The following is a 26,211-nucleotide window of genomic DNA, read 5'->3' as shown; positions in this document are numbered from 1 at the left end:
AGTTGCCCGACTTTCATGAAAGTCGGGCAACTCGGGTTCACGGCCGAGCCGCTTACGCGCTGCGGCGACGGCGCAGGATGCCTCCGACGAGGAGCGCGAGGCCGACGAGCACCGCGAGACCGCCGCCGAAGATCGCGGCGCCGACCCCGTCGACGCCCGTCGAGGCGAGATCCGCCTCGACGCCGGTGCGCTCGAGCGTGTTCGTCAGCACGATCTCGGCGACCGTGCCGTCACCGATCACGACCGAGTCGGCGCTGAAGCGGGCGCTCGTCCACTCGGCGCCGTCCACCGCGGTCGGGGTCACCTCGCTGAGGCTCACCCGGGCGCCGTACGGGATCGGCTCGCTCGTCGCGACGCCCCCGGCCGTGACGGTCAGCACGCCCGATCCGGCCTCGAAGCCCGGTCCGGCGGGGTAGCTGTACCGCACGGTGAACTCGGTGCCGCCGGGCAGCAGCCCGGCGCCGGAGCCGTCGACCTGCTTGCGCACGGCGAAGGAGCCGGCGTTCAGCTCGAGCGTGTTCACCACGAGCACCTCGGTCGAGGCGTCCTTCCCGACCGTCACCACGTTCGACTCCGAGAAGCGCGGCGCGCCCCAGCTGCCGCCCTCGACGGCCTCGGGCTCGAGCTCGCGGATCGTCACGACGGCCCCCGCCGGGAGGTCGTCGATCCTGACCGCGCTGCCGTCGCCGGGCACGGCGAGCTCGGTCGGCCCGACCGCGTCCCAGGCCGCGCCCGCCGGGTACTCGTAGGTGAAGCGGTACTCGCGGTCCGCGGACACGAGGTGCGCGCCGGTGCCCTCGAGCTGCTTGCGGAGCTCGATCGATCCGACATCCCGGGTGATCGTGTTCGTCAGGCTCACCTCGACCGTCGTGCCGTCGCCGATGGTGACGGTCTCGGGTGAGAAGACGGCCCCCTCGGCCCAGGTGGCGCCGACGACGGGCGCCGGCTCCAGCTCGGTGAGCCGCAGGACGGCGCCGTAGGGCAGCGGACCGCTCGTGACGGCCTGTCCGTCGGCGCGCACGACGAGCTCGCCGGAGCCCGCGCCGAAGCCGATGCCCGCGTCGTACTCGTAGCGCACCGTGAACGCGTCGGTCGCGGGCACGAGCCCCGCGCCGCTGCCCTCGAGGCGCTTCACGACCGAGAACTCGCCGGTGTTCAGCGCGAGCTCGTTGTCGAGGTCGACCGAGATGCGGGTGCCCTTCACGATCGTGAACGTCTGCTGGCTGAAGACGGGCTCCCGCCAGGTGCCGCCCTCGACCGGGTCGAGCAGCTCCTCGAGGGTGACCACGGCGCCCGCGGGCAGCCCCTCGACGGCGACGGGCTCGCCGCCGGCGGTCACCTCGACCGTGCCGCTGCCGGCCTCGTACACGCCGCGCTCGGGATCGGCCGGGTACAACCACTGCACCGTGAAGCTCGGGTCGTCGACGAGGCCCGAGCCGGCGCCGCCGAGGCGCTTCCGGAGGTCGAAGGAGCCGAGGTCGCGGGTGAGCGTGTTCGTCACCTGCACCTGCACGTCGGCCGAGTCCGGGCCGACGGTGACGCGGGCGGGCTCGACGACCGGCTCCTGCCAGCTGGCCCCGGGCACGGCCGCGGGCGCCGATTCGGTGAAGTCCACGACCGCGCCGAGCGGCAGACCGGGGATCTCGACCCGGCTGCCGTCGAGCGGCAGCTGCACCGCGCCGCCGCCGGCGGGGATGCCGAGCGCCGCGTTCGCAGCCCAGCGGTAGTTCAGCGTGAAGCTCGTGCCGTCGGGGATGCGCATGCCGTCGGGGTTCACGACCGTCTTCGCGGCGCCGAGCGAGGCGCGCTGCAGGGTCGCGGCGTTCTCGAGCCGGATGTCGGTGATCTGCCCGAGCTTGCCCTGGGTGCCGTCGAACGCGAGCTCGACGCGGTCGGTGCGGGTGCCGTCGGGCAGCACGAACACGGGGTCGGCCCAGTCGACGTTCGCGGGCTCGGCGGGCTTCAGTTCGTCGAGCGTGATCGTCGTGCCGCGGAACAACTCGTCGCTCAGGAACGACTCGCCCGCGTGGATCGTGATCGGCTTCTGCTCGGTGACGACGCCGTCGAGTTCGCTCGTGTAGTTCACGGTGAAGGCCGGTGCGAGCGAGGTGTCGCCCGCGAGCTCCTTGGTGAGCCGGAACTTGCCGAAGTTCGTGCCGACGACGGTGCCGGAGCCCGAGTAACGGGTCGCGGTGCCGGTCGTGGTGCCGCTGCGCTCGCCCTCGATCTCCCAGTTCGCCACGTTCGTGTAGTGCTTGGCCTTGCCGAGGTCGAGCACCTTCACGGTCCAGACGACCTCGTAGACCGAGCCGGTGATGCCCTGCTGGCCCTCGGGGGCGTCGGCGCCGAGGCCGGCGACGGAGGTGAACTCGACGCGCAGTCCGTCGCCCGAGACGGTGTACTCCGAGGCCGGCTTCCACGCGAACTGGGGCGACTGGCGGCCGAGGGAGTCGTAGGCGAGCGAGCGGGCCTCGAGCACGCGGGGCTCGCCGACGAGCTCGAACACCGTCGGGTCGAGCACGTCCTCGACGGCGACGCGCTGCCCGGCGGGGATGCCGTCGGGACCGCTGGGCACGCCGACCCACCAGCTGATGGTGTCCTCGAGGTTCTGGTACGAGCCGCTCTTCCAGGCGTCCCATCCGCCGAACTCGCAGTTCTCGGTGCAGCGGTTCGGGTTCGGGTCGACGGTCACGGGCGTCTGCACCGTGCCGAACTCGAAGACGTGCTCGACGGTCTCGATGTTCTCGAGCCACACGTCGGCGAGGAAGGTGAACGAGCCCCGCATCTCGAGCTCGTGACCCTCGACGTACGCCGGATCGACGGTGCAGGTGATCCGCTCGGCGTCGACGACGCACTCGCCCGCGGCCGCGCCGTCCGGGTCGAGCATCGGGAAGCGGTCGGCGAAGCCGCGCAGGCCGTCGGGCAGGTCCACGACGACCGCGACCGGGTTGGATGCCTCGCCGGGCACGCTCCAGTCGACGGTGAGCTCCTGACGGCTGCCGTCCGGGATCTTGGAGGTCTCGAATCGGACGTTGTCGATGGAGATGGGGGTGCCGCTCGCGGCGTTCGCCGCGGGAACCGCGACGAAGACGTTCGCCGCGACGGCGAGGAGGAGGCTGAGCACAGCCGCGATGGCTGTCCTCGCTCCGCGGTGGCGGCCGGGGCTGGCCGCACGCACGAGGCTCGACAAGACTGCATTCCTTCCTTCGGGTACGTCCGACCGAGCGGTCCGGGGACGACCGATCGGCGACCCGTCGGGAGGGTGCACTGAAGGAGCGCGTGCGAAACACGCGCCTGCGTGCGGACGTGCCGGGCACGTCCGCACGCAATGCGAGCGCCGGTTCGCGTTCGGGCGCGGACCGGGCGTCCTGTCGGGTCAGGACGGGCGGCCGTCAGTGCCGCCACTTGAGAGATGGCGGACCGGCCGAATCATGACGCCGGTTCGGCTGAACATTTTTCCCGGCGCTTCGACGAGCTCAGCGAACCATGCGGGGGGGGGACCGCTTCGACGAGCTCAGCGAACCAGTGGTCCGCTGAGCCTGTCGAAGCGCCGCCCTTGGTCCGCTGAGCCTGTCGAAGCGCCGTCCTTGGTCCGCTGAGCCTGTCGAAGCGCCGTCCTTGGTCCGCTGAGCCTGTCGAAGCGCCGTCCTTGGTCCGCTGAGCCCGTCGAAGCGCCGTCCCTGGTCCGCTGAGCCTGTCGAAGCGCCGTCCTTGGTCCGCTGAGCTCGTCGAAGCGGTCCCGATGTCGAAGCGCCCCCCTCAGCCGAACTCGCGGCTCGCGGCGGCGGGGACGACGACCGGGACGGCCGCGATATCCACCCGGCGCACGCCGCACTCGGCGCAGCGCACGTACTGCACGATCCCCTCGGAGGTGCGGTGCGCGGACTCGACGAGCCAGCCGTGCTCGTGCGCGATCACCGGCGCGGGGGCCGATCGAGTGGCGGGGCTTCCGGTCATGTTCCCACGATGATGTAATGCCGTTATGCATCTCAACCCTTACGGCGAGTACGCGGTCCTGCTCGCGGCCTCGCTCGCCGACGACTGGCCCGACGACCGGGCGGGCATCGAGGCGCGGACGCGCGAGTTCGGCATGACGATGACGTTCCCGGTGCACGCCGACGACCACGCCGGCACCCGCCGCGTCATCGGCGGCTGGCTCGAGGTCGTGGACGCCACGAGCGATCCCGAGCGCGCCGCCATCCTGAACGCCCGGATGGCGGCCGTCGCCGCCTACCCCCGCCTCACCGACCACGACGGCGAGGGCTGGCACCTGCACTACCGCGACGACCTGCAGACCCTGCCCGATGTGCTCGCCGCGGTGATCTCGGTCGGCACGGCCCTGCACCTCACGACGCGGGGCATGGACCGGCTCGGCCGCTGCGCCGCGTCCCCGTGCGCGAACGTCGTCGTCGACGTCACCCGCAACGGGCGCCAGCGCTACTGCTCGGTGCGCTGCGCGAACCGTGCGGCCGTGCGCCGGCACCGCGAGCGGAACGCCGCTCGCTGAACGGCTCGCCCGGCGGGGCGGCCCGCCGGGCCCGGTGCACGACGTCGCGCGAATCGCTCACGGCGGCCGGGGCATCCAGCCGTTCGCGCGACTTCACATCATGGAGTCGCGCAAACGTACCGATCCCCGCCGCGCGGCGCGCGATTCGCGCGACGTCGCGACACGCGCACGGGCGCCCGCGTGCGCCCTACGCGGCTGCCGGCTCCTTCGCGACGAGGGTCAGCACGTCGTAACTCGCGACGAGCTCGTCGCGCTGGTTGCGCAGCACGGCGTCCCAGCGCACCTCGCCGTACTCGTCGGTCTCCCGCGGCGTGATCTGCTTCGCCGTGAGCTCGACGCGGATCTCGTCGCCCGGCGACACCGGCGTCACGAAGCGCAGGTTCTCGAGCCCCGAGTTCGCGAGCACCGGACCCGGCTCGGGGTCCACGAACAGGCCGGCCGCCCACGACACGAGCAGGTAGCCGTGCGCGACCCGCCCCGGGAAGAACGGGTTCGCCGCCGCCGAGGTTTCGTCCATGTGGGCGTAGAAGGTGTCGCCCGTGAACGCCGCGAACGTCTCGATGTCGTCGAGGGTGACCGTGCGCGCGGGGCTCTGCACCTGGTCGCCGATGCGCAGCTCCGCGAGCGACTTGCGGAACGGGTGCCGCTCGCCGCTCGCCGCGTACGGCCGGGCGGATGCCCCGGCGTGCCAGACGCCCGTGAGGGCGGTGAGCATCTCGGGCGAGCCCTGCACGGCGGTGCGCTGCATGTGGTGCAGCACGGCGCGGATGCCGCCGAGCTCCTCGCCGCCGCCGGCCCGCCCGGGGCCGCCGTGCACGAGGTTCGGCAGCGGCGAGCCGTGCCCCGTCGAGGTGCGGGCGTCGTCGCGATCCAGGAACAGCAGCCGCCCGTTGTAGGCCGCGACCGTGCCGGCGAGCGCGACCGCGACCTCCGGGTCGTGCGTCGCGACGCTCGTCACGAGCGAGCCGCCGCCGCGCGCGACGAGCTCGGCCGCCTCGGCGAGCGAGCGGTAGCCGACGATCGAGGACACCGGCCCGAAGGCCTCGACCTCGTGCAGCGCGGGACTGTCGGCGTCGGCGAAGCGCAGCAGCGTGGGCACGACGAAGGCGCCCTCCGGCAGGGTGCCGCGCGTGCCGTCGGCGCGCAGCACCTCGGGCTCCCCCGGTTCGCCGATGACGCGCTCGCCGCCCGCCGCCTCGAGCTTGGCGAGCTGCCGCAGCACCTCGTCGCGCTGCTCGGTCGAGGCGAGCGGACCCATCGTGACGCCCTCGGCACGCGGGTCGCCGACGACGACGCGCTCCGCGATGCGCTCGCGCACCGCGGCGATGACGTCGTCGACGGATGCCTCGGGCACGATCGCCCGCCGGATGGCGGTGCACTTCTGCCCCGCCTTGGTGGTGAGTTCGACGACGAGCTGCTTGACGTAGGCGTCGAACTCGGGCGTGCCGGCGGAGGCGTCGGTGCCGAGCACGGAGGCGTTGATCGAGTCGGTCTCGCTCGTGAAGCGCACCCCGCCCGTCTGCACGGAGTCGTGGGCGCGCAGCTGCTCCGCCGTCGAGGCGGAGCCGGTGAACGCGACGAGGTCGCCGAGCCGCAGCTCGTCGAAGAGCCCGGGCACGCTGCCGGCCACGAGCTGCAGCGAGCCGGCCGGCAGCAGGCCGGACTCCACGAGGATGCGCACCATCGCGACGGCGAGGTAGCCGCTCGGCGTCGCGGGCTTCACGAGCGTCGGCACCCCGGCGAGGAAGGCGGGCGCGAACTTCTCGAGGGAGCCCCACACCGGGAAGTTGAAGGCGTTGATCTGCACGGCCACGCCGGGGAGCCGGGTGTACACATGCCGCCCGAGGAATGTGCCGTCCTTCGAGAGCTGCTCGACCGCGCCGTCGACGTAGACCTTCGCGTTCGGCATCTCGCGCCGGCCCTTGCTCGAGTAGGTGAAGAGCACCCCGATGCCGCCGTCGATGTCGACCCAGGAATCCTGCTTCGTGGCGCCGGTGCGGCTCGAGAGCTCGTACAGCTCGGCCTTGCGCTCGGTGAGCGCGAGCGCCATGCGCTTCAGCAGCACCGCGCGCTGGTGGAAGGTGAGTTCGCCGAGGCTGGTCTGCCCCACCGTGCGGGCGTGCTCGAGCGCACCGGCGAGGTCGAGCCCCTCGGTCGAGACGCGGGCGACGAGCTCGCCGGTCGCGGCGTCGCGCACCTCGCTCGTCGCGGCCGAGGCATCCGGGCTCCACCAGGCATCCCGCACGTAGCTCGGCAGTGCCGCGTCCGTCAGGGTCTCGCTCATCGTGTTCCTCTCGCTCGTCTGCGCGCTCACGGCGCATCCCACAGGTAGAAGCCCTCGCCGCTCTTGCGGCCGAGGCGGCCCTCGGCGACCATCCGCCGCAGCAGGGCCGGCGGTTCGAAGCGCTCGCCGAGCGTGCTCGCGAGGTACTCGGCGATGCCGAGGCGCACGTCGAGCCCGACGAGGTCGGTGAGCCGGAGCGGGCCGACCGGATGCTTGTAGCCGAGCGTCATGGCCCGGTCGATGTCCTCGGCGGAGGCGACCCCGGCCTCGAGCATGCGGATCGCTTCCAGCCCCAGCGCGACGCCGAGACGGGAGGACGCGAAGCCCGGCGCGTCGGCGACGACGATCGGGGTCTTGCCGATCGCCTGCACCCAGGACTGCGCCTCGACGGCGAGCGTGGCGTCGGTCGAGTGGCCGCGCACGAGTTCGACGAGCGCCGACGCCGGCACCGGGTTGAAGAAGTGCATGCCGAGGAAGCGATGCGGGCGGTCGAGCAGCGCCGCGAGCTCGTCGATCGAGATCGAGGAGGTGTTCGTCGCGAGGGCCGCGTCGGGCGCCAGCACGGCCTCGACGCGGGTGAGGGCGTCGGCCTTCAGGGCGAGCTCCTCCGGGACCGCCTCGACGACGAGCTCGCACGCGGCGAAGTCGCCCACCTCGGTGCTCGTCGCGAAGCGCGCGTCGTACGCGCCGGCGGTCTCGTCGGCGGTGCCGCGTTCGATCGAGACGGCGACGGCGTCGCGCACCCGTCGGCCGGCGGCATCCGCGGCGTCGGCGTCGCGCTCGACGACCGTGACCCGGGACCCGGCGAGCAGGAAGGCGTGCGCGATCCCCGCGCCCATCCGGCCGCCGCCGAGCACTCCGACCGCGGCGGGGGCGCCGCCCACGCCGCCTTCCCGCACGTGTGGTGCCTCCGGCACCCGTTCCGCCGCGCTCATCCGTTCCGCCGTTCCAAGAACTCGGTCATCCGCCGGAACTTCTCCGGACTCTCGAACAGTGCCGCCTGCTCCTCGAGGTCGACGTCGGGGTGCGCCGCGCGCGGCGCGCGGAACACGCGCTTCGTCGCGATCGTCGCCGCCCGGTCGTTGCGGGCGATGCGGTCGGCGAGCGCGTGCGCGGCGGGCAGCAGCTCGTCGGGCGGATGCACCGCCGTGATCAGGCCGATCGCGAGGGCCTCCTCGGCGCCGACGGCGCGGCCGGTGAGCAGCAGCTCCATGGCGCGCGCGTCCCCGACGATCTCGCGCAGCCGCCAGCTCGCGCCGGCCGCCGCGAGGATGCCGAGCCCCGTCTCGGGGTTGCCGATCTTCAGGGCCGGGGTGCCGAGCCGCAGATCGGCGGCGTAGGCCAGCTCGGCCCCGCCGCCGAGGGCGTAGCCGTCGAGGGCGGCGATGACGGGCATCGGCAGCTCGGCGACGCGGATGAAGGCGTGCGCGTTGATGCCCTTCCTGGCGTCGTCGGCGCGGCGCTCGCGCAGCTCGGCGATGTCGGCGCCCGAGGCGAAGACGCCGCCCGCGCCGGTCAGGATGAGGATGCGCGGCTCGGCCTCCAGCTCGGCGCAGAGCTCGTGCAGCTCGTCGATCATGGCCTGGTCGATCGCGTTGCGCTTCTCGGGGCGGTCGAGGGTCGCGACCACCCGGTCGTCGAGGCGCTCGATGCGGAGCACGCGGCCGCCGGCGGCGCTCATCGCACCGACTCCAGGATGACCGCGGTGCCCTGGCCGACGCCCACGCACATGGTGGCCAGGCCGTAGCGGGAGCCCTCGCGCTCCATCCGGCCGAGGAGCGTGACGAGCAGGCGCGAGCCGGAGGAGCCGAGCGGATGGCCGAGCGCGATCGCGCCGCCGTCGGCATTCACGCGCGCCTCGTCGAGGCCGAGCCTGCGGATGCACGCGATCGACTGGGTCGCGAACGCCTCGTTGAGCTCGATCGAGCCGATCTCGTCGAGGTCGATCCCGGAGCGCTCGAGCGCCTTCTCGGTCGCGGGTACGGGGCCGAGGCCCATGATCTCGGGAGCGAGCCCGGCGCTCGTGCCGACGACGATGCGGGCGCGCGGCACGAGCCCGTAGCGTTCGACGGCGGCACCGCTCGCCACGACGATCGCCGAGGCGCCGTCGTTCAGCGAGCTCGAGTTTCCCGCGGTGACGACCGAGCCGCCGGCGACGACGGGGCGCAGCCCGGCCAATGCCTCGAGGGTGGTCTCGGGCCGCGGCCCCTCGTCGACGAGCACCTCGCCGGCGCGGGTGGCGACGCCGACGATCTCGGCCTCGAAGCGTCCGGCGGCGATGGCCGCGGCGGCGCGCTGCTGCGAACGGAGGGCGAAGGCATCCGCCTCCTCCCGGGTGATGCCGTCGACGCGCGCGACCTCCTCGGCCGTCTCGGGCATCGCGTAGGTGGCCTTGTCGCGGGCAAGCAGTTCGGGGTTCGGGAAGCGCCAGCCGATCGAAGTGTCGTAGGCGGCGCCGGGCTTCGCCCAGGCGCGCTCGGGCTTCTGCTGCACCCAGGGGGCGCGGGTCATCGACTCGACGCCGCCGGCGACGATGAGCTCGGCGTCGCCCGCCCGGATCGCCTGCGCGGCCATCGTGACCGCCGACATGCCGGAGGCGCACAGGCGGTTCACGGTGATGCCGGGGACCTCGTCGGGGAGGCCCGCGAGCAGCACGGCCATCCTGGCGACGTTGCGGTTGTCCTCGCCGGCCTGGTTGGCGGCGCCGAGGATGACCTCGTCGAGCTCACCCGCCTGATCGGCGCCGATGCCGGCCCGGGCGACCGCTTCGCGGACGACGAGGGCGGCGAGGTCGTCGGGGCGGACGCCGGCCAGCGCGCCGCCGTAGCGTCCGACGGGCGTGCGCACGCCTCCGACGAGGTAGGCCTCGGCCATGCGGGTCTCCTGACTGCGTTGTCTGCGACGGCGGTTCGCCCAGCTTATTTCCTGACCGAGCGTTCGGAAAGTAATTATGGCATGCCCGCCGCCGGCCCGCACGCCCACCCTCAAAACAGACTTGCCCGACTTTCATGAAAGTCGGGCAAGTCGGTGGGAGCGTCAGTCGAGCAGGTCGACGCCCTTCGTCTCCTTCACGAGGGAGACGCCGATGAGCGAGATGACCGCCGCGATCGCGATGTAGAGGCCGATCGTCCACGAGGCGTGGAAGGCGTTCATCAGCGCCTCGGCGATCATGGGCGCGAACGCGCCGCCCAGGATGGCTCCCAGCGCGTAGCCGATCGAGACGCCCGAGTACCGCACGTTCGCCGGAAACATCTCGGCGTAGAGCGCCGCCTGCGGGCCGTACGAGAGCCCGAGCCCGAACGTCATCACGAACAGGGCGACGAAGTACCAGACGATGTTGCCGGTGTCGATCAGGAACCACATCGGCACCGCCCACAGCGCGAGGAACACGTAGCCGATCTGGAACGTGCGCACCCGCCCGAGCCGGTCGGACAGGCGACCGCCCCAGAGGGTGAAGATCAGCCAGCCGAACGAGGCGAGCGTCGTGGCGAGCAGCACGGTGGGACGGTCCATGCCGAGCGCCGCGACGGCGTAGGTCGCGAAGTACGCGATGAGGAGGTACCCCGCGGCGTTGTTCGCGATGAAGATGACCGCCGTGAGCAGCACCTGCTTGGTGTTGCGGCGGAAGAGCTGTCCGAGCGGCGCCGAGGACTCCTTGCGGCGGCGCAGCAGCTCCTCGAAGACGGGGCTCTCCTCGACGGCGCGGCGGATGACGTAGCCGACGATGATGAGCACGATCGAGAGCAGGAACGGCACGCGCCAGCCCCACTCGAGGAACGCCTCGGGCGACATCGAGCTCGTCAGCAGCCAGAGCGTGAAGGTCGCGAGGATCATGCCGACGGGCACGCCGATCTGCGGGAACGCGCCGAAGAAGCCGCGCTTGCCGTTCGGGGCGTGCTCGACGGCCATGAGCGCGGCGCCGCCCCACTCGCCGCCGGCGGAGAAGCCCTGCAGGATGCGCAGCAGGATGAGCAGGATCGGCGCCGCGATGCCGATCGCCGCGTACGTCGGCAGCACGCCGATGAGCGAGGTCGACAGGCCCATCATGATGAGCGTGAAGACGAGCATCTTCTTGCGGCCGAGCTTGTCGCCGAGGTAGCCGGCGACGATGGCCCCGAGCGGGCGGAAGAGGAACGAGATGCCGATGGTCGCGAAGGAGAGCACCTGGGCGAGGCCCGGGTTCGACTCCGCGACCGGGGCGAGGAAGAGCGGCGCGAGCACGAGGCCGGCCGCCTGGGCGTAGATGAAGAAGTCGTACCACTCGATCGAGGTGCCGACGAGGGTGCCCGCGAGCACCTTCCGCTCCTCGGGGGACATCCGCTCGGCGCGAGCGGGATCGGTGACAGCTGTCGACATGCGAACTCCGTTGTTCGTTCGGGCGGGGCCGGCACGGGGGATGCCGGGCAGGGACCCCTGGCATGATCATGGGGACATTTCCTGACCGATTGTTCGGTTAGGAATCCCGAGCGTAGCGCATCCGTCCCGGTTCCTGGAAGGCCATCCCTCGGGCGTTCGGGACGCCCCTGAGCGTGACGGCGGTATTTGCGGGTCGCGGCGGCCGGGCACCCGCAAATACCGACCGCACTCGCCCCTGGCGCCGCCGGCTGAATCGGCTGTCAGCGGGATCGGGCAGGCTGGATGCTATGACCGAACTGCGCTCCGCCGCCCTCGACGCCCTCCGCGAGCTCGTCGGCCGCGACGACGTCGACTTCCACGACGGCCAGTTCGAGGCCATCCGCGCCCTCGTCGAGGAGCGCCGCCGCGCGCTCGTCGTGCAGCGCACCGGCTGGGGCAAGTCCGCCGTGTACTTCGTCTCGACGCTGCTGCTTCGCCGCGCCGGCGCGGGCCCCACCCTGCTCGTCTCGCCGCTCATCGCCCTCATGCGCGACCAGATCGCCGCGGCCGAGCGCGCCGGGGTGCGCGCGGTCGCCATCAACTCCACCAACGCGCACGAGTGGCGCGAGGTCGAGCAGCGCCTCGCCGCCGACGAGGTCGACGTGCTGCTCGTCTCCCCCGAGCGGCTCAACAACCCGGCCTTCCGCGAGACGCAGCTGCCGCGGCTCGTCGAGCGCATCGGTCTGCTCGTCATCGACGAGGCGCACTGCATCAGCGACTGGGGGCACGACTTCCGGCCCGACTACCGACGCCTGCGCGAGCTCATCGCCCGCATGCCCGCGGGCGTGCCGGTGCTCGCGACCACCGCCACCGCGAACAGCCGCGTCGTCGCCGACGTCGCCGAGCAGCTCGGCGCGACGGTCGCCGACGACTCGGGCCGGCTCACGACGGGCGGGGCGGATGCCTCGGCCGAGGTGCTGACCATCCGCGGGCCGCTCGCCCGGGCCTCGCTGCGCCTCGGGGTGCTCGAACTGCCCGACTCGCCGAGCCGGCTCGCCTGGCTGCTCGGCCACCTCGACGAGCTGCCGGGCTCGGGCATCATCTACACGCTCACGGTCGCCGCGGCCGTCGACACCGCCCGGCTGCTGCGCGAGCACGGCCACGAGGTCCGCGCGTACACCGGCCAGACCGACCCCGACGAACGGGCCGAGTCCGAGGGCATGCTGAAGCGCAACGAGGTCAAGGCCCTCGTGGCCACGAGCGCGCTCGGCATGGGATTCGACAAGCCCGACCTCGGCTTCGTGCTGCACCTCGGCGCGCCCTCCTCGCCCGTGGCCTACTACCAGCAGGTGGGCCGCGCGGGCCGTGCGACCGACAATGCCGACGTGCTGCTCCTCCCAGGGGTCGAAGACCGCGACATCTGGCACTACTTCGCCACCGCCTCCATGCCCGACGAAGAGCGCGCGAGCCGCGTCATCGCCGCCCTCGGCGAGCAGCCCGTGTCGACGCCGGCGCTCGAGGCGATGGTCGACATCCGCCGCACGCCGCTCGAGCTGCTGCTCAAGGTGCTCGACGTCGACGGGGCGGTGCGGCGGGTGCAGGGTGGCTGGGTCGCGACCGGCGAGCCCTGGGTCTACGACGCCGAGCGCTACCGCCGCATCGCGGCCGAGCGGATCGCCGAGCAGCAGCACATGCTCGAGTACGAGCGCACGACCGAGTGCCGCATGGCCTACCTGCAGCGCAGCCTCGACGACGACACCGCGACCCCGTGCGGGCGATGCGACACCTGCGCCGGGCCCTGGTACCCCGCCGCGATCGGCGAGGAGGCGACGACCGCCGCCCGCGGCGCGCTCGACCGGGTGGGCGTCCCCATCGAGCCGCGCGCGCAGTGGCCCACGGGCGCCGACTCCCTCGGCGTGCCGGTGAAGGGGCGCATCCCCGTCGAAGCCAGGGCGGCCGAGGGGCGGGCGCTCGCCCGCCTCACCGACCTCGGCTGGGGCGGCGTGCTGCGCGAACTCTTCGCCGCGGGCGCCCCCGACCAGCCCGTACCGCCGCGCGTGCTCGACGCCTGCGTGCGCGTGCTCGCGGGCTGGGGCTGGGCCGAGCGCCCGGCGGCCGTCGTCGCAATGCCCTCGCGCTCGCGCCCGCAGCTCGTCGACTCGCTCGCCCGCGGGCTCGCCGAGATCGGCCGACTGCCCTACCTCGGCGCGCTGCAGCCCGTCGGCGGCGGCCCGAGCGGCGAGCCCGGCGGCAACAGCGCGTTCCGGCTGGCCGGCGTGTGGGGGCGGTTCTCCGCCGACGGCCTCGAACTGCCCGACGGGCCCGTACTGCTCGTCGACGACCAGGCGGACAGCCGGTGGACCCTCACGGTCGCCGCCCGCACGCTGCGCGAGGCCGGCGCCGGCGAGGTGCTCCCCTTCGTGCTCGCACTCCGCGGCTGAGTCCCGACTGCGCACGCCCGGGTGGCGGCGCGTCAGCGAGGCTCTTCGGGCGCCGGCTCAGCGGATCTGCTCGAGCACCGCTTCCGCGACGGCGGCGGCGCCGTCGTGGCTCTGCACCCGGTACACCGAATCGCCGACCTTGAGCAGCACCGTCGATGCCGGGCCGTCGGTGACTCGCACCACGTAGGCCGCATCCCCGTCCGCGAAGCTCGGCGAGCCGCTCAGATCGAGCGGCTCGTACACGCCGGAGAGGTCGGCCTCCGACATGAGCTCGAACTGCTCGCCTGCACCGATGACCGCGTCGATCGTCGGACCGGGGATGCCGTCGACGGTGTACTCGCAGCGGTACGCCCGAGAGGCCGCCGCGACCGCGTCGCGGAAGCTGGTCGGCGCCGACGAGGTCGGATCGACGGCGCTCGCCTCGATCGAGCCCGCCCCGAGGGCCATCCCGATGCCCTGGGGATCGAGACCGCCGGTGCAGACCGCATCGCTCTGCCGCTGTCCGGCGGCGCGCGGCCAGTCGAGCTGCTCGGCGCTCGCCCCGGCGAGCACGGGGAACGCCGCCTCACCCACGGAGACGAGCCGCCCGTTCATCTGCTCGGCGTCGTACTCGCCGTAGACGGACCCGCCCGTCACCAGCCCCGGCGCGGTGAGCCGGATCGTCGTCCAGGTGTCACCCACCGGCGCGGTCAGCTCCCACCCGGTCTCCCCCGCGCCCCGCGAGGCGGTGACGCCCGCGACCTCGACGGTGTCGGTCGAGGGCGAATCCCCGAACCAGGCGGGCTGCCACTGCCCGGCAGCGCCGGGCAGCACCTCGACGCTCAAGTACGCGACCTCGCCGCTGCCGCCGAAAATGTCACTCGGGGCGGGGCCAATGCGCCAGGAGCAGCCGAGTCCGCCGGCCGCCGCCAACTCGATGGCACCGAGTGCGGCATTGCCCTGGATCGCCGCCTCGGGCTGCGGCGTCCCGTCGCCCGCCGGGCTCATCGCCGCAGCGACGACATCGGCGGGCACGAGCGCATCGCAGTCGAGGGGGCCCGCGATGGTCGTCGGCTCGGGCGTTTCGCTCGGGGCCGAGGTGGTCGGCGTCGGCGCGGGCGCCGCGCATCCGGCGAGGAGGAGGGCGACGGCCGCGACGGCCGGGAGCACGACAACTGAGCGCATGTCGCCACGGTAGCGGCCCGCGCGCCCGGAGCGGGTCAGGGGCGTCCCCGGAAACGGAAGAATCCGCCCGGCGCCCCGGTGGGCGACGGACGGATTCTCTCGATGCGGGGTCGCGGGCGCGACCGTCGCGACTACTCGGCGGCGCTCGCCACCGGCTCGGCGTCGGCGGACTGCTCGGCGTCCGCGTCGGATGCCTCCGCAGCAGCAGCCTCGACCGGCGCCGCGACCTCGACGGGCCCGAGGTCGAAGAGCAGCTCGTCGCCGAGGCGCACGTCCTCGAAGTCGACCTCGATCTCGGCGCGGTCGAGCAGCTCGTTCATGCGACGCTGGCGGTTGCGCGGGATGAGGGTCACGACCCGGCCGGTGCGACCGGCGCGGCCGGTGCGGCCCGAGCGGTGCAGATAGGTCTTGTACTCGTCGGGCGCGTCGGCCTGGATGACCAGGTCGATGTCGTCGACGTGGATGCCTCGGGCCGCGACGTCCGTCGCAACGAGCACGTCGACGCGGCCGCTCGTGAGCTGCTGCAGGTTGCGGGTGCGGCGCGACTGGTTCAGGTCGCCGTGCAGGGCGACGGCGCGCACGCCGGCATCCTCGAGGTGCTCGGTGAGGTCCTCGGCGAACGCACGGGTGCGCGAGAACACGAGGGTCTTGCCGTCGCGGTCGGCGAGCTGGGCGACGATGTCGCGCTTGTCGCGGTTGTCGATCACGAAGACGCGGTGCTCGATGGTGCCGGAGGCCTGGTCCTCGCCCGCGACCTCGTGCACGGCCGGGTCGACGAGGAACTCCTCGACGAGCGCGGCCACCCCGGTGTCGAGGGTCGCCGAGAAGAGCAGCTTCTGACCGCCGTCGCGGGTCTCGCGGAGGATGCGCTGCACCGGCTCGAGGAAGCCGAGGTCGCACATGTGGTCGGCCTCGTCGAGCACCGTGATGCGGATGTCCGAGAGGTCGAGGTGCCCCTGCGCGAGCAGGTCCTCGATGCGGCCGGGGGTGCCGATGACGATGTCGACGCCCCGGCGGAGCGCGCCCACCTGGCGGGCCTGCGGCACGCCGCCGTAGACCTGCGTGGTGAAGAGCCCGACCGACTGGGCGATCGGCTGCACGGTGCGGTCGATCTGGAGCGCGAGCTCACGAGTCGGCGCGAGGATCAGGGCGCGGGGCGCGCGACCCATCTGGCGCTTGCGGCGGCCGTCGGGGCCGTTCTCGACGTCGCGCTGCTGCTCGGCCCAGAGCTGCATGAGCCGCTCGACCGTCGGCGCGCCGAAGGCGATCGTCTTGCCGGAGCCGGTGCGGCCTCGGCCGAGCACGTCGCGCCCCTCGAGCACGACGGGGATCGTCGCCGCCTGGATCGGGAACGGCGACTCGGCGCCGAGCTCCTTCAGGGCGCGGACGATGTTGCCGCCGAGGCCGAGCTCCCCGAAGCCGATGCCGTCGACCGCGTCGGCCTGGATGGCCTGGGCCTCGAGACGCTCGAGCACGACGTCGTCCTCGGGGGTGAAGCGGCTGCGCTCGTCCTTCGCCGGGTAGAACGCCGAAGGGCGGCGCTCCGAGTCGCGGAAGCCGGGACGGTCGAAGTCGCGGCGCGAACCGCGCTCGTCACGGTCGAAGGAACGACCTGGGCCGCGCTGGTTCGCTGAGCCCGTCGAAGCGCCATCACGCTCGAAACGACGCGGTCCGCGCTGGTTCGCTGAGCCCGTCGAAGCGCCGTCCCGATCGAACGAACGACGGGGGGCACGGTCATCACGGTCGAACGAGCGAGCCGGACGGTCGTCCCGATCGAACGAACGACGCGGACGCTCGTCCCGATCGAACGAACGACGGGGGGCACGGTCGTCACGCTCGAAGCGACGCGGCGCCCGGTCATCCCGATCGAAGTCGCGACGCGGGCCACGCTGGTTCGCTGAGCCCGTCGAAGCGCCATCACGCTCGAAGCGACGCGGCGCCCGGTCATCCCGATCGAAGTCGCGACGCGGCGCCCGGTCATCCCGATCGAACGAACGACGAGGCGCGCGGTCGTCACGATCGAAGCGACGAGGAGCACGATCATCCCGATCGTACGACCGAGCCGGACGGTCATCCCGATCGAACGAACGACGCGGCGCACGATCATCCCGATCGAACGAGCGAGCCGGCCGGTCATCCCGACGCGGACGGTCGTCACGGTCGAAGCGACGCGGCGCACGCTCATCCCGATCGTAGGAACGAGCCGGACGATCGTCGCGGCCGTCCCGCACGGAGCGGTGCGGGGCGCGGCCGCTCGCGGTGCGCTCGTCGCGCGACCAGCGCGGCTTGCGCTCGGAGGTCTCCTCGGGGCGGTAGCCGCGGTGGCCGGGGCTGCGCGAGCCGGGCTTGCCGCTGCCGGCCGGGCGACCGGCGCGGCTGCTCTTCGCGTACGAGGGGTCGAAGTCGTGGGCTCGTCCGCCCGCGGGCTTCTTGTTCTTCGGCATATGGTGCTTCCTGGGTTGTATTCGAGTACATGGCGGTGCCGCCGCGAGGCGCGGCGCACCGAGAACCCGGGAGCATCGTCGACCGGGGCCGTTCACATACGGTGACTATCCGCAGCCTGATGCTGCGGAACCGGCCCTCAGGACTCACAAACCCATCCGCGCACAGCGCGGTGTCCAGAACCGACCCGCCAACGATACCCGATCGCCGCTGGGAAAGCGCCGGGCATCCGCACCGGGCGCCGAAATCCCGCGGAAACACGCGCCGCGTAGCCTCGCCGCGTGACCAGCGCCGTGACCGTCCGCATCGAACCGCCCCGCCAGCCTGAGGTCGAGCGCCTCCTCGCCGGCAGCAGCGAGTACTCCTTCTCGCTCGGCTACCCGCCCGAGGCGTGCTTCCTGCTCGACGTGGGGCAGCTCGAGCAGCCGGGCATCCGGCTCTTCGTCGCCCGCGACGAGTCGGGTGCCGCGCTCGGCATCGCCGCGCTCGTCGTTGGCGGTCACGCGGACGACGAGCACGCGGCCGACTTCGCCGGGCGGGGCGAGCTCAAGCGTATGTTCGTCGACGAGCGCGCCAGGGGGCTCGGCGTCGCCGGTCGCCTGCTCGAGGCGGTCGAGGCGGATGCCGCGAGCCGAGGCGTGCGGGAGATCGTGCTCGAGACCGGCACCCGGCACCTGCCCGCGCAGGCGCTGTACGCGAAGCACGGCTACCGGCCCGTGCCGCTGTTCGGTCCCTACATCGGCGAGGAGTACAGCGTCTGCATGGCGAAGGCGCTGACTTCGCGTTCGGCCCACGCAGAGGTAGCATCGCTGCACCCCTGAACCCGGAGCCCCCGTGACCCGCACTCGTTCCTCCGGCGGTCGCGGCGGGCGCACGCGCCTGGTGCTGGTCGCCGCTGCCGCCCTCGCCTGCATCGCCGTGACGGGCGTGCTCTCCGGCTTCCACCTGCCGCTGCAGCCCATCGACCCCGACGCCGCGGAGTCCCGCAGCGAGCTCGCGAGCGTCGTGCCGATCGGCATCCGCACCTTCGAGGCGCCGAGCGATCTCGTCGTCGACGAGGACCTCCCGTACGGCGCGCGCGAGGACGGCACGCTGCTCACGCTCGACGTGTGCCGCCCCGCGAGCACGGCCGCGACGACTGACGACGGAACGGATGGCGCGGCGGGCGCGCTGCCCGCGGTCGTCTCGATCCACGGCGGCAGCTGGGCGCGCGGCGACAAGGCGAACGCGGACTGGCGCAACGTCTGCCTCTGGCTCGCGAGCGAGGGCTTCGTGGCCGTCTCGGTGAACTACCGGCTCGTGCCCGACGCGGTGTTCCCCGCGCAGCTCGATGACGTGGCGCTCGCGGTGGAGTGGCTGCGCGAGCCCGAGCAGCTCGCGGAGTACGGCATCGACCCAGGCCGCATCGGCGCCTTCGGCGGTTCGGCCGGCGGCAGCCTGGCCGCCCTGCTCGGCACCCGCGGCGACGGGCCGCTCGACACCGGCTCGCGAGTGGCGGCCGTCGCCGAGCTGTCCGGCCCGCTCGGACTCACCGGGCGCGCGCTCGACGCCGACGGCGCGTCCCCGTGGCTGCGCTCCGTCGTGAGCGACTACCTCGGCTGCGATCCCGGCGACGCCTCGTGCGGGGCGGCGGTCGAGGCATCCGCGGCGACGCATGTGGATGCGAGCGATCCGCCCGTGTTCCTCGCCCAGTCGGATGCGGAGGTCATCCCGCTCGGGCAGCAGACCTCGTTCGTCGCCGCGTTGCAGGCGGCCGGGGTTCCCGTCGAATCGCTCGTGGTGCCGGGGTCGGCGCACTCGATCGGCATCCTCGACGCGTCGATGCGCGCGCGGGTGGCGGCGTTCCTGCACGCGGCGCTGGGGCCGGCGGCTCGCTGAGCCCGGTGGACCGCTGAGCCTGTCGAAGCGGCGCGGGCGGGCTGGTTCGCTGAGCCCGTCGAAGCGGCGCGGGCGGACTGGACCGCTGAGCCTGTCGAAGCGGCGCGGGCTAGTCCGCTGAGCCCGTCGAAGCGGCGCGGGCTGGTCCGCTGAGCCCGTCGAAGCGGCGGCAGATGGACTGGTCCGCTGAGCCCGTCGAAGCGGACTCCTCGCTTCGACAAGCTCAGCGAACCAAGCGGACTCCTCGCTTCGACGAGCTCAGCGAGCCAAGCGGCTCCTCGCTTCGACGAGCTCAGCGAACCAGGACGCTCAGCGAACCAGAGCCCTACTCGCCGCCGATCATCGCCGCCCAGGGGTAGTTGAGCTGCACGGCGGCGGTCGGCGCCCCGGTCAGGCCCTTCCCGAGGAACACCGCGTTGTACGGGGTGTAGATCGGCAGCCACGTCGGGTCGTCGATCTCGATCGACTGGGCCGCGATGAGCGAGGCGGCCCGCTCGGCGTCGTCCGAGCTCGCCCGCGAGGCGTCGATCGCCTGGTCGAACTCCGCGTCCGACCATCCCGAGAGGTTGAAGAAGTTGTCGCTCTCGAGGTACTGGTAGATCTGCGTCGGGTCCGGGAAGTCGGTCTGCCAGAGCGAGAAGATCAGGTCGATGCCGTCGCGGGCGGCCGGGTCGCTGTACAGCGCGTTGTAGCCGTCGGCGGGCAGCGAGGTGAGTTCCGCCTCGAGCCCGATCGCCTGCGCGGCGCGCTGCACCTCGGCGCCGATGATCGGCATCTCCGCCTGCGAGTTCGTCACCGCGATGGTGAGCGTCTCGCTCGGCACGCCGGCCTCGGCGACGAGCGCCTTCGCCTCCTCGAGGCCGCCGCTCGCGTCCGCGATCTCCTGGTAGGCCTGCTCGAACTCCTCGCGGGCGAAGCCCCAGGTACCGGGCGAGGCGGGCGCGTCGAGCGGGTCGGCCGCGCCGGCGACGGCGGCGGCGATGATCCCCTCCCGGTCGATGCTCATCGCGAGCGCCTGCCTGATCCGCGGATCGGCGAGCGCGCCGTCGAGCGAGGTCACCATCGCGACGTAGCTGCCGGAGGTGCGGCCGAAGGCGAGCGTACCCTGCCCGCCGCCCTGCAGCCGGGCGAAGCCCGAGGCGGGGACGCCCCAGGTGCCGTCGACCTCGCCGGACAGCAGCGCGTTCACCCGCGCGGCGGGGTCGCGCACGAAGGAGAAGTCGACCTCGGCCACGAGCGAGGGCAGCGAGTCGTCCCAGTAGTCGTCGAAGCGCTCGAGGGTGATCGCCTCGCCGGCCCGCCAGGAGGCGAGCGTGTACGGGCCGGTGCAGTCGATGTCGGAGCCGGGGGTGCCGAAGTCGGTGCCCTGCGCCTCGGTCGACGCCCGGTTCACGATGCGGCCGGCGCCGGTCGCGAGCGCCTGCGACAGCGTCTGGTCGGGTGCCGTGAGCGTGATCGTCACCTGGTTCGGGGCGGTCGCGACGATGTCGGCGACGTTCGCGTACACGGCGGTGTGGAACGAGCCGAGCTCGTCGCTGCGCGAGCGGTTCAGGCTGTAGACGACGTCGTCCGCGGTGAGCGGCGCCCCGCTGTGGAACGTCACCCCGTCGCGGAGCGTGTAGACGAGCGTCAGCGGGTCGGGCTGCTCGAACGACTCGGCGAGCGCGGGCTCGATCGTGAAGTCCGGCGCGATGCGCATGAGGCTCTCGCAGACGTTCGAGAGCACCTCCATCGGCGGGAAGTCGTTCGGGTAGATGGGGTCGAGCGAGGACGGTTCGGCGTAGAGCGCCCAGTCGAGGCGCTCGACCTCGGTGCTCGGGGCGGGCAGCGACTCGGTGAGCTCGGGGGCGGTGCCCTTGGCGGGGGACGGGCCGGCGGCGGTGCAGCCGGCGAGGAGCACGGCGGCGGCGAGGGCGGCGGCGCCCCCGGCCAGTCGCGGCGTGCGGCGGGACATCGACATTGATCTCTCCTTGCGGGGGATGCGGGACGGACGGGCCGTCACGCGAGCTGACGGAGGAAGGTGCGGCGATCCCGGGAGACCTGATCGGGGTCCCATCCGGGGCGGGGCACGCTGCTGAGGAGCAGGCGCGTGTACGGGTGCTGCGGGTCGCGCAGCACCCGGCTCGTCTCGCCCGATTCGACCACCTCGCCGCGGAACATCACGATGAGCTCCTCGGTGATCGAGCGGACGACCTCGAGGTCGTGGCTGACGAAGACGATGGCGACGCCGGTGTCGGCGCGGATGCGCGCGAGCAGCCGGAGGATCTGCGCCTGCACCGAGACGTCGAGCGCGCTCGTCGCCTCGTCGAGGAGCAGGAGGCGCGGGGATGCCGCGAGCGCCCGGGCGATCGCGACGCGCTGCCGCTGCCCGCCGGAGAGGTCGCGGGGCAGGGCGCGGCGGGCCCGCTCGGGCAGGTCGACCTGGTCGAGCACCTCGCGGCGGCGGGCGGTGCGGGCGGCGCCGCGGAGTCCGCCGTGCAGCGTGATGATCTCGTCGATCGCCTCCTCGGGGGTCTGCCGCGGGTCGAGGCTCTGGTACGGATCCTGGAAGACCATCTGCATGATGCCGGCGCGCTCGTGCCGGGCCCGCCGTGAGGTGCGGGCCTCGAGCTCGGTGCCGGCGACGACGATGCGGCCGGAGTCGGGCTGCTCGATGCCCGTGATGAGCCGGGAGAGCGTCGTCTTGCCGGAGCCTGATTCGCCGACGACGCCGAGGGTGCCGCCCTGGGCGAGCTCGAAGGAGACGTCGGTGACGGCCTGCACGCGGCCGTGGTCGTAGCTCTTGCTCAGCCCGTCGACGGTGAGGATGCTCATGCGGCGCCTCCGATCGGCGTCGGCGCCTCGGCGTCGAGCCGGGAGGGCATCGCGTCGAGGAGCTTGCGGGTGTAGGGGTGCTCGGGCCGCTCGAAGACGTCGAGGGCGGGGCCCTGCTCGACGACGACGCCGGACTGCATGACGTGGATGCGGTCGCAGCTCGCCGCGGCGAGGTCGAGGTCGTGGGTGACGAAGACGATCGCGAGGCCGCGCTCCTCCCGGAGGCGGCGCAGCAGGCCCATGATCTCGGCCTGCGTGGTGACGTCGAGCGCGGTGGTCGCCTCGTCGGCGAGGAGCAGCCGGGGCTCGGTGGAGAGCGCCGAGGCGATCATCACGCGCTGCAGCATGCCGCCCGAGAGCTCGTGCGGGTAGCGATCGGCGAGCGTCTCCGGGTCGGGCAGGCCGACCTCGTCGAGGAGCGACACGACCTGCTGCGCGGCGCGGGCGCGGCCCCAGCCGCGGGTGCGGCGCAGGCCGTCGGCGACGAACGCCCCGATGCGCTGGTACGGGTTCACGTGGGCGCGGGGGTCCTGGAAGATCATCGCGGCGACCTCGCGCCGCACGCGCAGCACCTCGCGCCGGCCCGCCCCGACGAGCTCCCGCCCGGCGACCCGCACCGAGCCGGTGAGCCGGGCCCCCTTGGGCGCGAGGCCGACGGCGGTGCGGAGGGTCATCGACTTTCCCGAGCCGGATTCGCCGACGAGGCCGACGATCTCGCCGGCGGCGCAGCTGAGGCCGACGCCGTCGAGGATCCGCACGGCGGTCTCGCCCGTGCCGACGTCGAGGCGCAGCTGCTCGATCGCGAGCACCGGGCCATCCACCATCTGCGTCGAACCGCTCATGCGCTCGTCCTCCTCACGCGCTCCGCGATGCCCTCGCCCAGCAGGCTGAAGCTGACGACGGCGATGACGATGACCGCGCCGGGCGCGAGCGCCGGGGCGGGCGAACCCTGGATCAGGGCGGCCTGGCCGGCCGCGACCATGGCGCCCCAGTCCGCCTCGGGCGGCTGCACGCCGAAGCCGAGGAAGGAGAGGCCGGCGAGGTCGATCATGGCGTAGCCGAAGCACAGCGTCGCCTGGGCGAGCACGAACGGGGCGATGTTCGGCACGAGGTGCAGCGAGGTGATCCGCCAGGCCGACATGCCCTGCAGCTCGAGCGCCCGGATGTAGGGCGTCTGCCGCTCGGCGAGCGCGACGCTGCGGGTCGTGCGCGCCATGTACGGGATGTACGCGACGGCGAGGGCGACGACGGTCGAGGCGAGCCCCGGGCCGAAGACGGCGACGATCAGGATGGCGAGCAGCACGCCGGGGAAGGCGAAGAGGATCTCGACGAAGCGCGAGGCGGTCGCGTCGACCCAGCCGCCGCGCCACGCCGACAGCACGCCGACGGTGACGCCGATGAGGGTCGAGCCGAGCACGACGCCGAGCGGGCCGAGCAGGGAGATCCGCGCGCCCCAGATGACCCGGGAGAGCACGTCGCGGCCGGCCTCGTCGGTGCCGAGCAGGTGTGCCGCCGAGGGCGGCTGCAGCGCGTCGATGAGGGAGACCTGGTTGGGGTCGTACGGCGCGATGACGGGCGCGAGGATCGCGACGAGCACGAGCACGCCGAGCGCGATGACGGCGGCGAGCGTGAGCGCGTTGCCACGGTGGCGGATGGCGAGCCAGGAGCGCCGCGTGAGCAGGTGCGTCGAGCGCGTCTCGGTGGTGGGGAGCGTCATCGCGCGCCTCCCTTCGCCCGGGCGCGGGGTTCGAGCACCGGGTAGAGCAGGTCGACGACGAGGTTCGAGAGCACGAACACGGCGACGATGATGAGGATGACGGCCTGCACGACGGGGAAGTCCTTCACGTTGACGGCCTGCACGAGCAGCGAGCCGATGCCGTTCAGGCCGAACACCGTCTCGACGATCGTGGTCGTCACGAGCAGGCCCGAGATGACGAGGCCGGCGAGGGTCACGACGGGCACGATGCCGCCGCGGAACGCCTGCCCCCACACCACGCGCGAGGAGGAGAAGCCGCGCACCCTGGCGGTCTCGACGTACTCCTTGCCGAGGGCGCCGATCATCGAGGTGCGCGTGGTTCTCAGCACGAGCGCGGCGGAGGAGAGCGCGAGCGCGACCGCCGGCAGGGTCAGGTGCCAGAGCCGGTCGCCGAAGCCCTCCCCCGCCCCGAACGCCGGGAACCAGCCGAGGGTCACCGCGAACAGCGAGGTGAGCGCCATCGCGACGACGAACGACGGAGTGGCCATCGCGACCGTGCTGACCACGATCGCCGTGCCGTCGACGCCGCCGCGCTTGACCGCGGCGAGGACGCCGACGAGCACGCCGACCACGAGGATCAGCACCGCGGCGTAGCCGACGAGCAGGGCCGTCGTCGGCACCCGGCTCGCGATGAGCTCGGAGACCGGCTGGCGGAACTGGATGGAGAGGCCGAAGTCGCCCTGCACGACGCCGCCGAGCCACAGCACGTACTGCGAGAGGAACGGCTCGTCGAGGTGGTACTGGTCGCGGATGGCCTGCAGCGTCTCCTGCGTCACCGAGTTGCCGCGCACGAGGAAGGACTCGGGCGAGCCGGGCGCGAGGTACATGGCGCCGAAGACGATGAAGGAGGTCGCGAGGAGCACGAGGGCGAGGGAGCCGACGCGCCGCGCGAGCGGGAGCAGCCAGGCGCTCATCCGGCGGCCCCGATCATCGCCGCCCACGGCGAGTGCAGCTGCACGTACGAGGCCGGGGCCCCGGTGGCGCGGGCGTTCAGGAACATCGTGTTGTAGGGCGCGTAGAGCGGGATCCAGAGCGACTCGTCGACGACGATCCGCTGCGCCTCGATGATGGATGCCGCGCGCTCGGCGGGGTCGGACTGGGTGCCCGCCTGCGCGATGAGCGCGTCGTAGCCGGGGTTCGAGAAGCCGAAGAAGTTGTAGAAGTTGCCCGTCTCGAAGTAGCGGTACATCTGCAGCGGGTCGGCGAAGTCGGTGCCCCAGGCGGTGAGGTAGAGGTCGATGCCCTTGCGCGCTTCGGCGTCGGTGTAGACGGCGTAGTACTGGTCGACGGGGACCGAGCTGATCTCGACGTCGAGGCCGATCTTCGCCGCGGCGGACTGGATCTCGGCGCCGATCACGGGCGTCTGCGCCTCGGCGCTCGTCGTGGCGAGCACGATGGGCTCGGTGGGCGCCGTGGTGGTGGCCAGGAGTTCCTTCGCGGCATCCAGGTCGAGGGTCGCGGAGTCGATGTCGTCCCAGGCGGCCTGGAAGGCGTCGCGCTCGTAGCCCCAGGTGCCGGGCACGGCGGGGGCGCGCTGCTCCTGGCCGGCCCCGGCGATGGCGACGTCGATGATGGCCTGCCGGTCGATGACCATGGAGAGCGCTTCGCGCACGACGGGGTCGGCGAGCGGGCCGGTCGGGTCCATCACGATGGCGTTGTAGCCCTGCGTGCTCGGCCCGTAGTAGACGGTGCCGACGCCGCTGCCCGAGAGCCGGGTGATCGCGGAGGGCGCGACCTCCCAGGTGCCGTCGAGCGAGCCGGAGAGCAGGCCGTTCACGACCGCGGCGGGGTCGCGCACGATGGCGAACTCGACGGTCTCGGTCTTCGCCCGCAGCTCGGGGTCGAAGTAGTCGTCGTCGCGGACGAGGGTGATCGTCTGCCCGGAGTCCCAACTGTCGAACTCGTACGGGCCGATGCAGTTCACGCCGCCCTGCGGGGTGCCGTAGCGCTCGCCGAGCTCCTGCACGGTCGCGGCACGCTCGACGATGCCGGCCGGGCTCGACAGGTAGGCGTTGAACAGCTCGTCGGGGGCGCTCAGCGTGACGGTGACCTCGAGCGGCCCGCTCGCGGTGATCGAGTCGACGTTCGCGAACGCGCCCGACCAGAACGAGCCGGCGGCGGGGTCGAGGTGGCGCCGCAGGCTGAACACGACGTCCTCGGCGGTGAGCGGCGAGCCGTCGTGGAACGTCGCCCCGTCGCGGAGCGTGTAGACCCAGGTGGTCGGGTCGGGGTGCGCGAAGGACTCGGCGAGCGCGGGCTCGAGCGAGAGGTCGGGGGCGAGCCGGAGCAGGCCCTCGCAGACGTTCGCGAGGATCGAGCCGGTCGTGTTGTCGGCGTTGTAGATCCAGTCGAGCGAGGCGGGCTCGCTCGACACGGCCCAGGTGATGCGGTCGAGCTCGCCGGCGGGGGCCGGGGTGAGCTCGACGACCTCGACGGCCGCGTCGCCGCGTTCGGGTGCCGCGGGCGACGCGCACCCGGCGAGCACCACGACGGCCGCGGCGCCTCCCGCGATCATGGCCCGTCGTGCGGCCTTGGCTGTGCGCCTCATCACTGCTCCTCACTTCGTCGTGGGTACGTGCGATCGACGGCG

General features: G+C 72.9%; 18 protein-coding genes and 1 pseudogene. 4 read left to right on the top strand and 15 right to left on the bottom strand.

Going from position 1 to position 26,211, the window contains the following annotated elements:
* Window positions 1-52: 52 nt before the first annotated feature.
* Window positions 53-3,124 (bottom strand): DUF5979 domain-containing protein, encoded by a 3,072-nt coding sequence (locus IEY71_RS00680; protein WP_189083402.1) that lies wholly within the window; start codon window positions 3,122-3,124, stop codon window positions 53-55.
* Window positions 3,125-3,759: 635 nt separating this feature from the next.
* Window positions 3,760-3,957, bottom strand: a complete 198-nt coding sequence (locus IEY71_RS00675) for a hypothetical protein (protein WP_189083401.1) — start codon at window positions 3,955-3,957, stop codon at window positions 3,760-3,762.
* 25 nt (window positions 3,958-3,982) lie between these two features.
* Between IEY71_RS00675 and IEY71_RS00670 the strand changes: the two genes are divergently transcribed.
* Window positions 3,983-4,507, top strand: coding sequence for a CGNR zinc finger domain-containing protein (locus tag IEY71_RS00670; RefSeq protein ID WP_189083400.1), 525 nt, complete (start codon window positions 3,983-3,985; stop codon window positions 4,505-4,507).
* A 187-nt stretch (window positions 4,508-4,694) separates the two neighbouring features.
* Here the strand turns inward: IEY71_RS00670 and paaZ are convergent, their stop codons facing one another.
* From paaZ to IEY71_RS00645, 5 genes are all read right to left on the bottom strand, one after another.
* Window positions 4,695-6,791: a phenylacetic acid degradation bifunctional protein PaaZ gene (gene paaZ, locus IEY71_RS00665; protein ID WP_189083399.1), complete on the bottom strand. Its 2,097-nt coding sequence runs from the start codon at window positions 6,789-6,791 to the stop codon at window positions 4,695-4,697.
* A gap of 26 nt (window positions 6,792-6,817) precedes the next feature.
* Window positions 6,818-7,726, bottom strand: a complete 909-nt coding sequence (locus tag IEY71_RS00660) for a 3-hydroxyacyl-CoA dehydrogenase family protein (RefSeq protein ID WP_189083398.1) — start codon at window positions 7,724-7,726, stop codon at window positions 6,818-6,820.
* Entirely contained in the window at window positions 7,723-8,472 is a 750-nt protein-coding gene (locus IEY71_RS00655) for an enoyl-CoA hydratase/isomerase family protein (protein ID WP_189083397.1), read from the bottom strand. Before IEY71_RS00655 ends, IEY71_RS00660 begins: the two co-directional genes overlap by 4 nt.
* Window positions 8,469-9,665, bottom strand: coding sequence for an acetyl-CoA C-acyltransferase (locus tag IEY71_RS00650; RefSeq protein WP_189083396.1), 1,197 nt, complete (start codon window positions 9,663-9,665; stop codon window positions 8,469-8,471). The genes IEY71_RS00655 and IEY71_RS00650 overlap by 4 nt, the downstream gene beginning before the upstream one ends.
* A 162-nt stretch (window positions 9,666-9,827) precedes the next feature.
* Window positions 9,828-11,147, bottom strand: a complete 1,320-nt coding sequence (locus IEY71_RS00645; protein ID WP_189083395.1) for an MFS transporter — start codon at window positions 11,145-11,147, stop codon at window positions 9,828-9,830.
* A gap of 287 nt (window positions 11,148-11,434) precedes the next feature.
* Between IEY71_RS00645 and IEY71_RS00640 the strand changes: the two genes are divergently transcribed.
* On the top strand, window positions 11,435-13,567 hold the full coding sequence (locus IEY71_RS00640) for a RecQ family ATP-dependent DNA helicase (RefSeq protein ID WP_189083394.1): 2,133 nt from the start codon (window positions 11,435-11,437) through the stop codon (window positions 13,565-13,567).
* A gap of 57 nt (window positions 13,568-13,624) precedes the next feature.
* On the opposite strand, the gene IEY71_RS00635 is transcribed toward IEY71_RS00640, so the two are convergent.
* Window positions 13,625-14,731 (bottom strand): hypothetical protein, encoded by a 1,107-nt coding sequence (locus tag IEY71_RS00635; RefSeq protein WP_189083393.1) that lies wholly within the window; start codon window positions 14,729-14,731, stop codon window positions 13,625-13,627.
* A 233-nt stretch (window positions 14,732-14,964) separates the two neighbouring features.
* A pseudogene (locus IEY71_RS18645) lies at window positions 14,965-17,175 on the bottom strand (DEAD/DEAH box helicase); the annotation flags it as partial.
* A 279-nt stretch (window positions 17,176-17,454) separates the two neighbouring features.
* Here IEY71_RS18645 and IEY71_RS00625 point away from each other — a divergent pair.
* Window positions 17,455-17,994, top strand: a complete 540-nt coding sequence (locus IEY71_RS00625; RefSeq protein WP_189083391.1) for a GNAT family N-acetyltransferase — start codon at window positions 17,455-17,457, stop codon at window positions 17,992-17,994.
* Between the two features lie 13 nt (window positions 17,995-18,007).
* On the top strand, window positions 18,008-19,051 hold the full coding sequence (locus IEY71_RS00620) for an alpha/beta hydrolase (protein WP_189083390.1): 1,044 nt from the start codon (window positions 18,008-18,010) through the stop codon (window positions 19,049-19,051).
* Between the two features lie 325 nt (window positions 19,052-19,376).
* Here IEY71_RS00620 and IEY71_RS00615 read toward each other — a convergent pair whose 3' ends face one another.
* The 6 genes from IEY71_RS00615 to IEY71_RS00590 are packed head-to-tail and all read right to left on the bottom strand — an operon-like array spanning window position 19,377 to window position 26,169.
* Window positions 19,377-21,011: an ABC transporter substrate-binding protein gene (locus IEY71_RS00615; protein WP_189083389.1), complete on the bottom strand. Its 1,635-nt coding sequence runs from the start codon at window positions 21,009-21,011 to the stop codon at window positions 19,377-19,379.
* Between the two features lie 38 nt (window positions 21,012-21,049).
* Window positions 21,050-21,865, bottom strand: a complete 816-nt coding sequence (locus IEY71_RS00610) for an ABC transporter ATP-binding protein (RefSeq protein WP_189083388.1) — start codon at window positions 21,863-21,865, stop codon at window positions 21,050-21,052.
* On the bottom strand, window positions 21,862-22,707 hold the full coding sequence (locus tag IEY71_RS00605; protein ID WP_189083387.1) for an ABC transporter ATP-binding protein: 846 nt from the start codon (window positions 22,705-22,707) through the stop codon (window positions 21,862-21,864). The genes IEY71_RS00610 and IEY71_RS00605 overlap by 4 nt, the downstream gene beginning before the upstream one ends.
* Window positions 22,704-23,582, bottom strand: coding sequence for an ABC transporter permease (locus IEY71_RS00600; protein ID WP_189083386.1), 879 nt, complete (start codon window positions 23,580-23,582; stop codon window positions 22,704-22,706). Before IEY71_RS00600 ends, IEY71_RS00605 begins: the two co-directional genes overlap by 4 nt.
* Complete coding sequence (locus IEY71_RS00595; protein WP_189083385.1) at window positions 23,579-24,535, bottom strand: ABC transporter permease; 957 nt, start codon at window positions 24,533-24,535, stop codon at window positions 23,579-23,581. Before IEY71_RS00595 ends, IEY71_RS00600 begins: the two co-directional genes overlap by 4 nt.
* Complete coding sequence (locus IEY71_RS00590; protein WP_189083384.1) at window positions 24,532-26,169, bottom strand: ABC transporter substrate-binding protein; 1,638 nt, start codon at window positions 26,167-26,169, stop codon at window positions 24,532-24,534. Before IEY71_RS00590 ends, IEY71_RS00595 begins: the two co-directional genes overlap by 4 nt.
* Window positions 26,170-26,211: the final 42 nt, after the last annotated feature.

Source organism: Agromyces mediolanus, from assembly GCF_014648575.1.
GTDB lineage: Bacteria > Actinomycetota > Actinomycetes > Actinomycetales > Microbacteriaceae > Agromyces > Agromyces mediolanus.
This window is presented reverse-complemented; position numbering and strand designations above follow the sequence as displayed.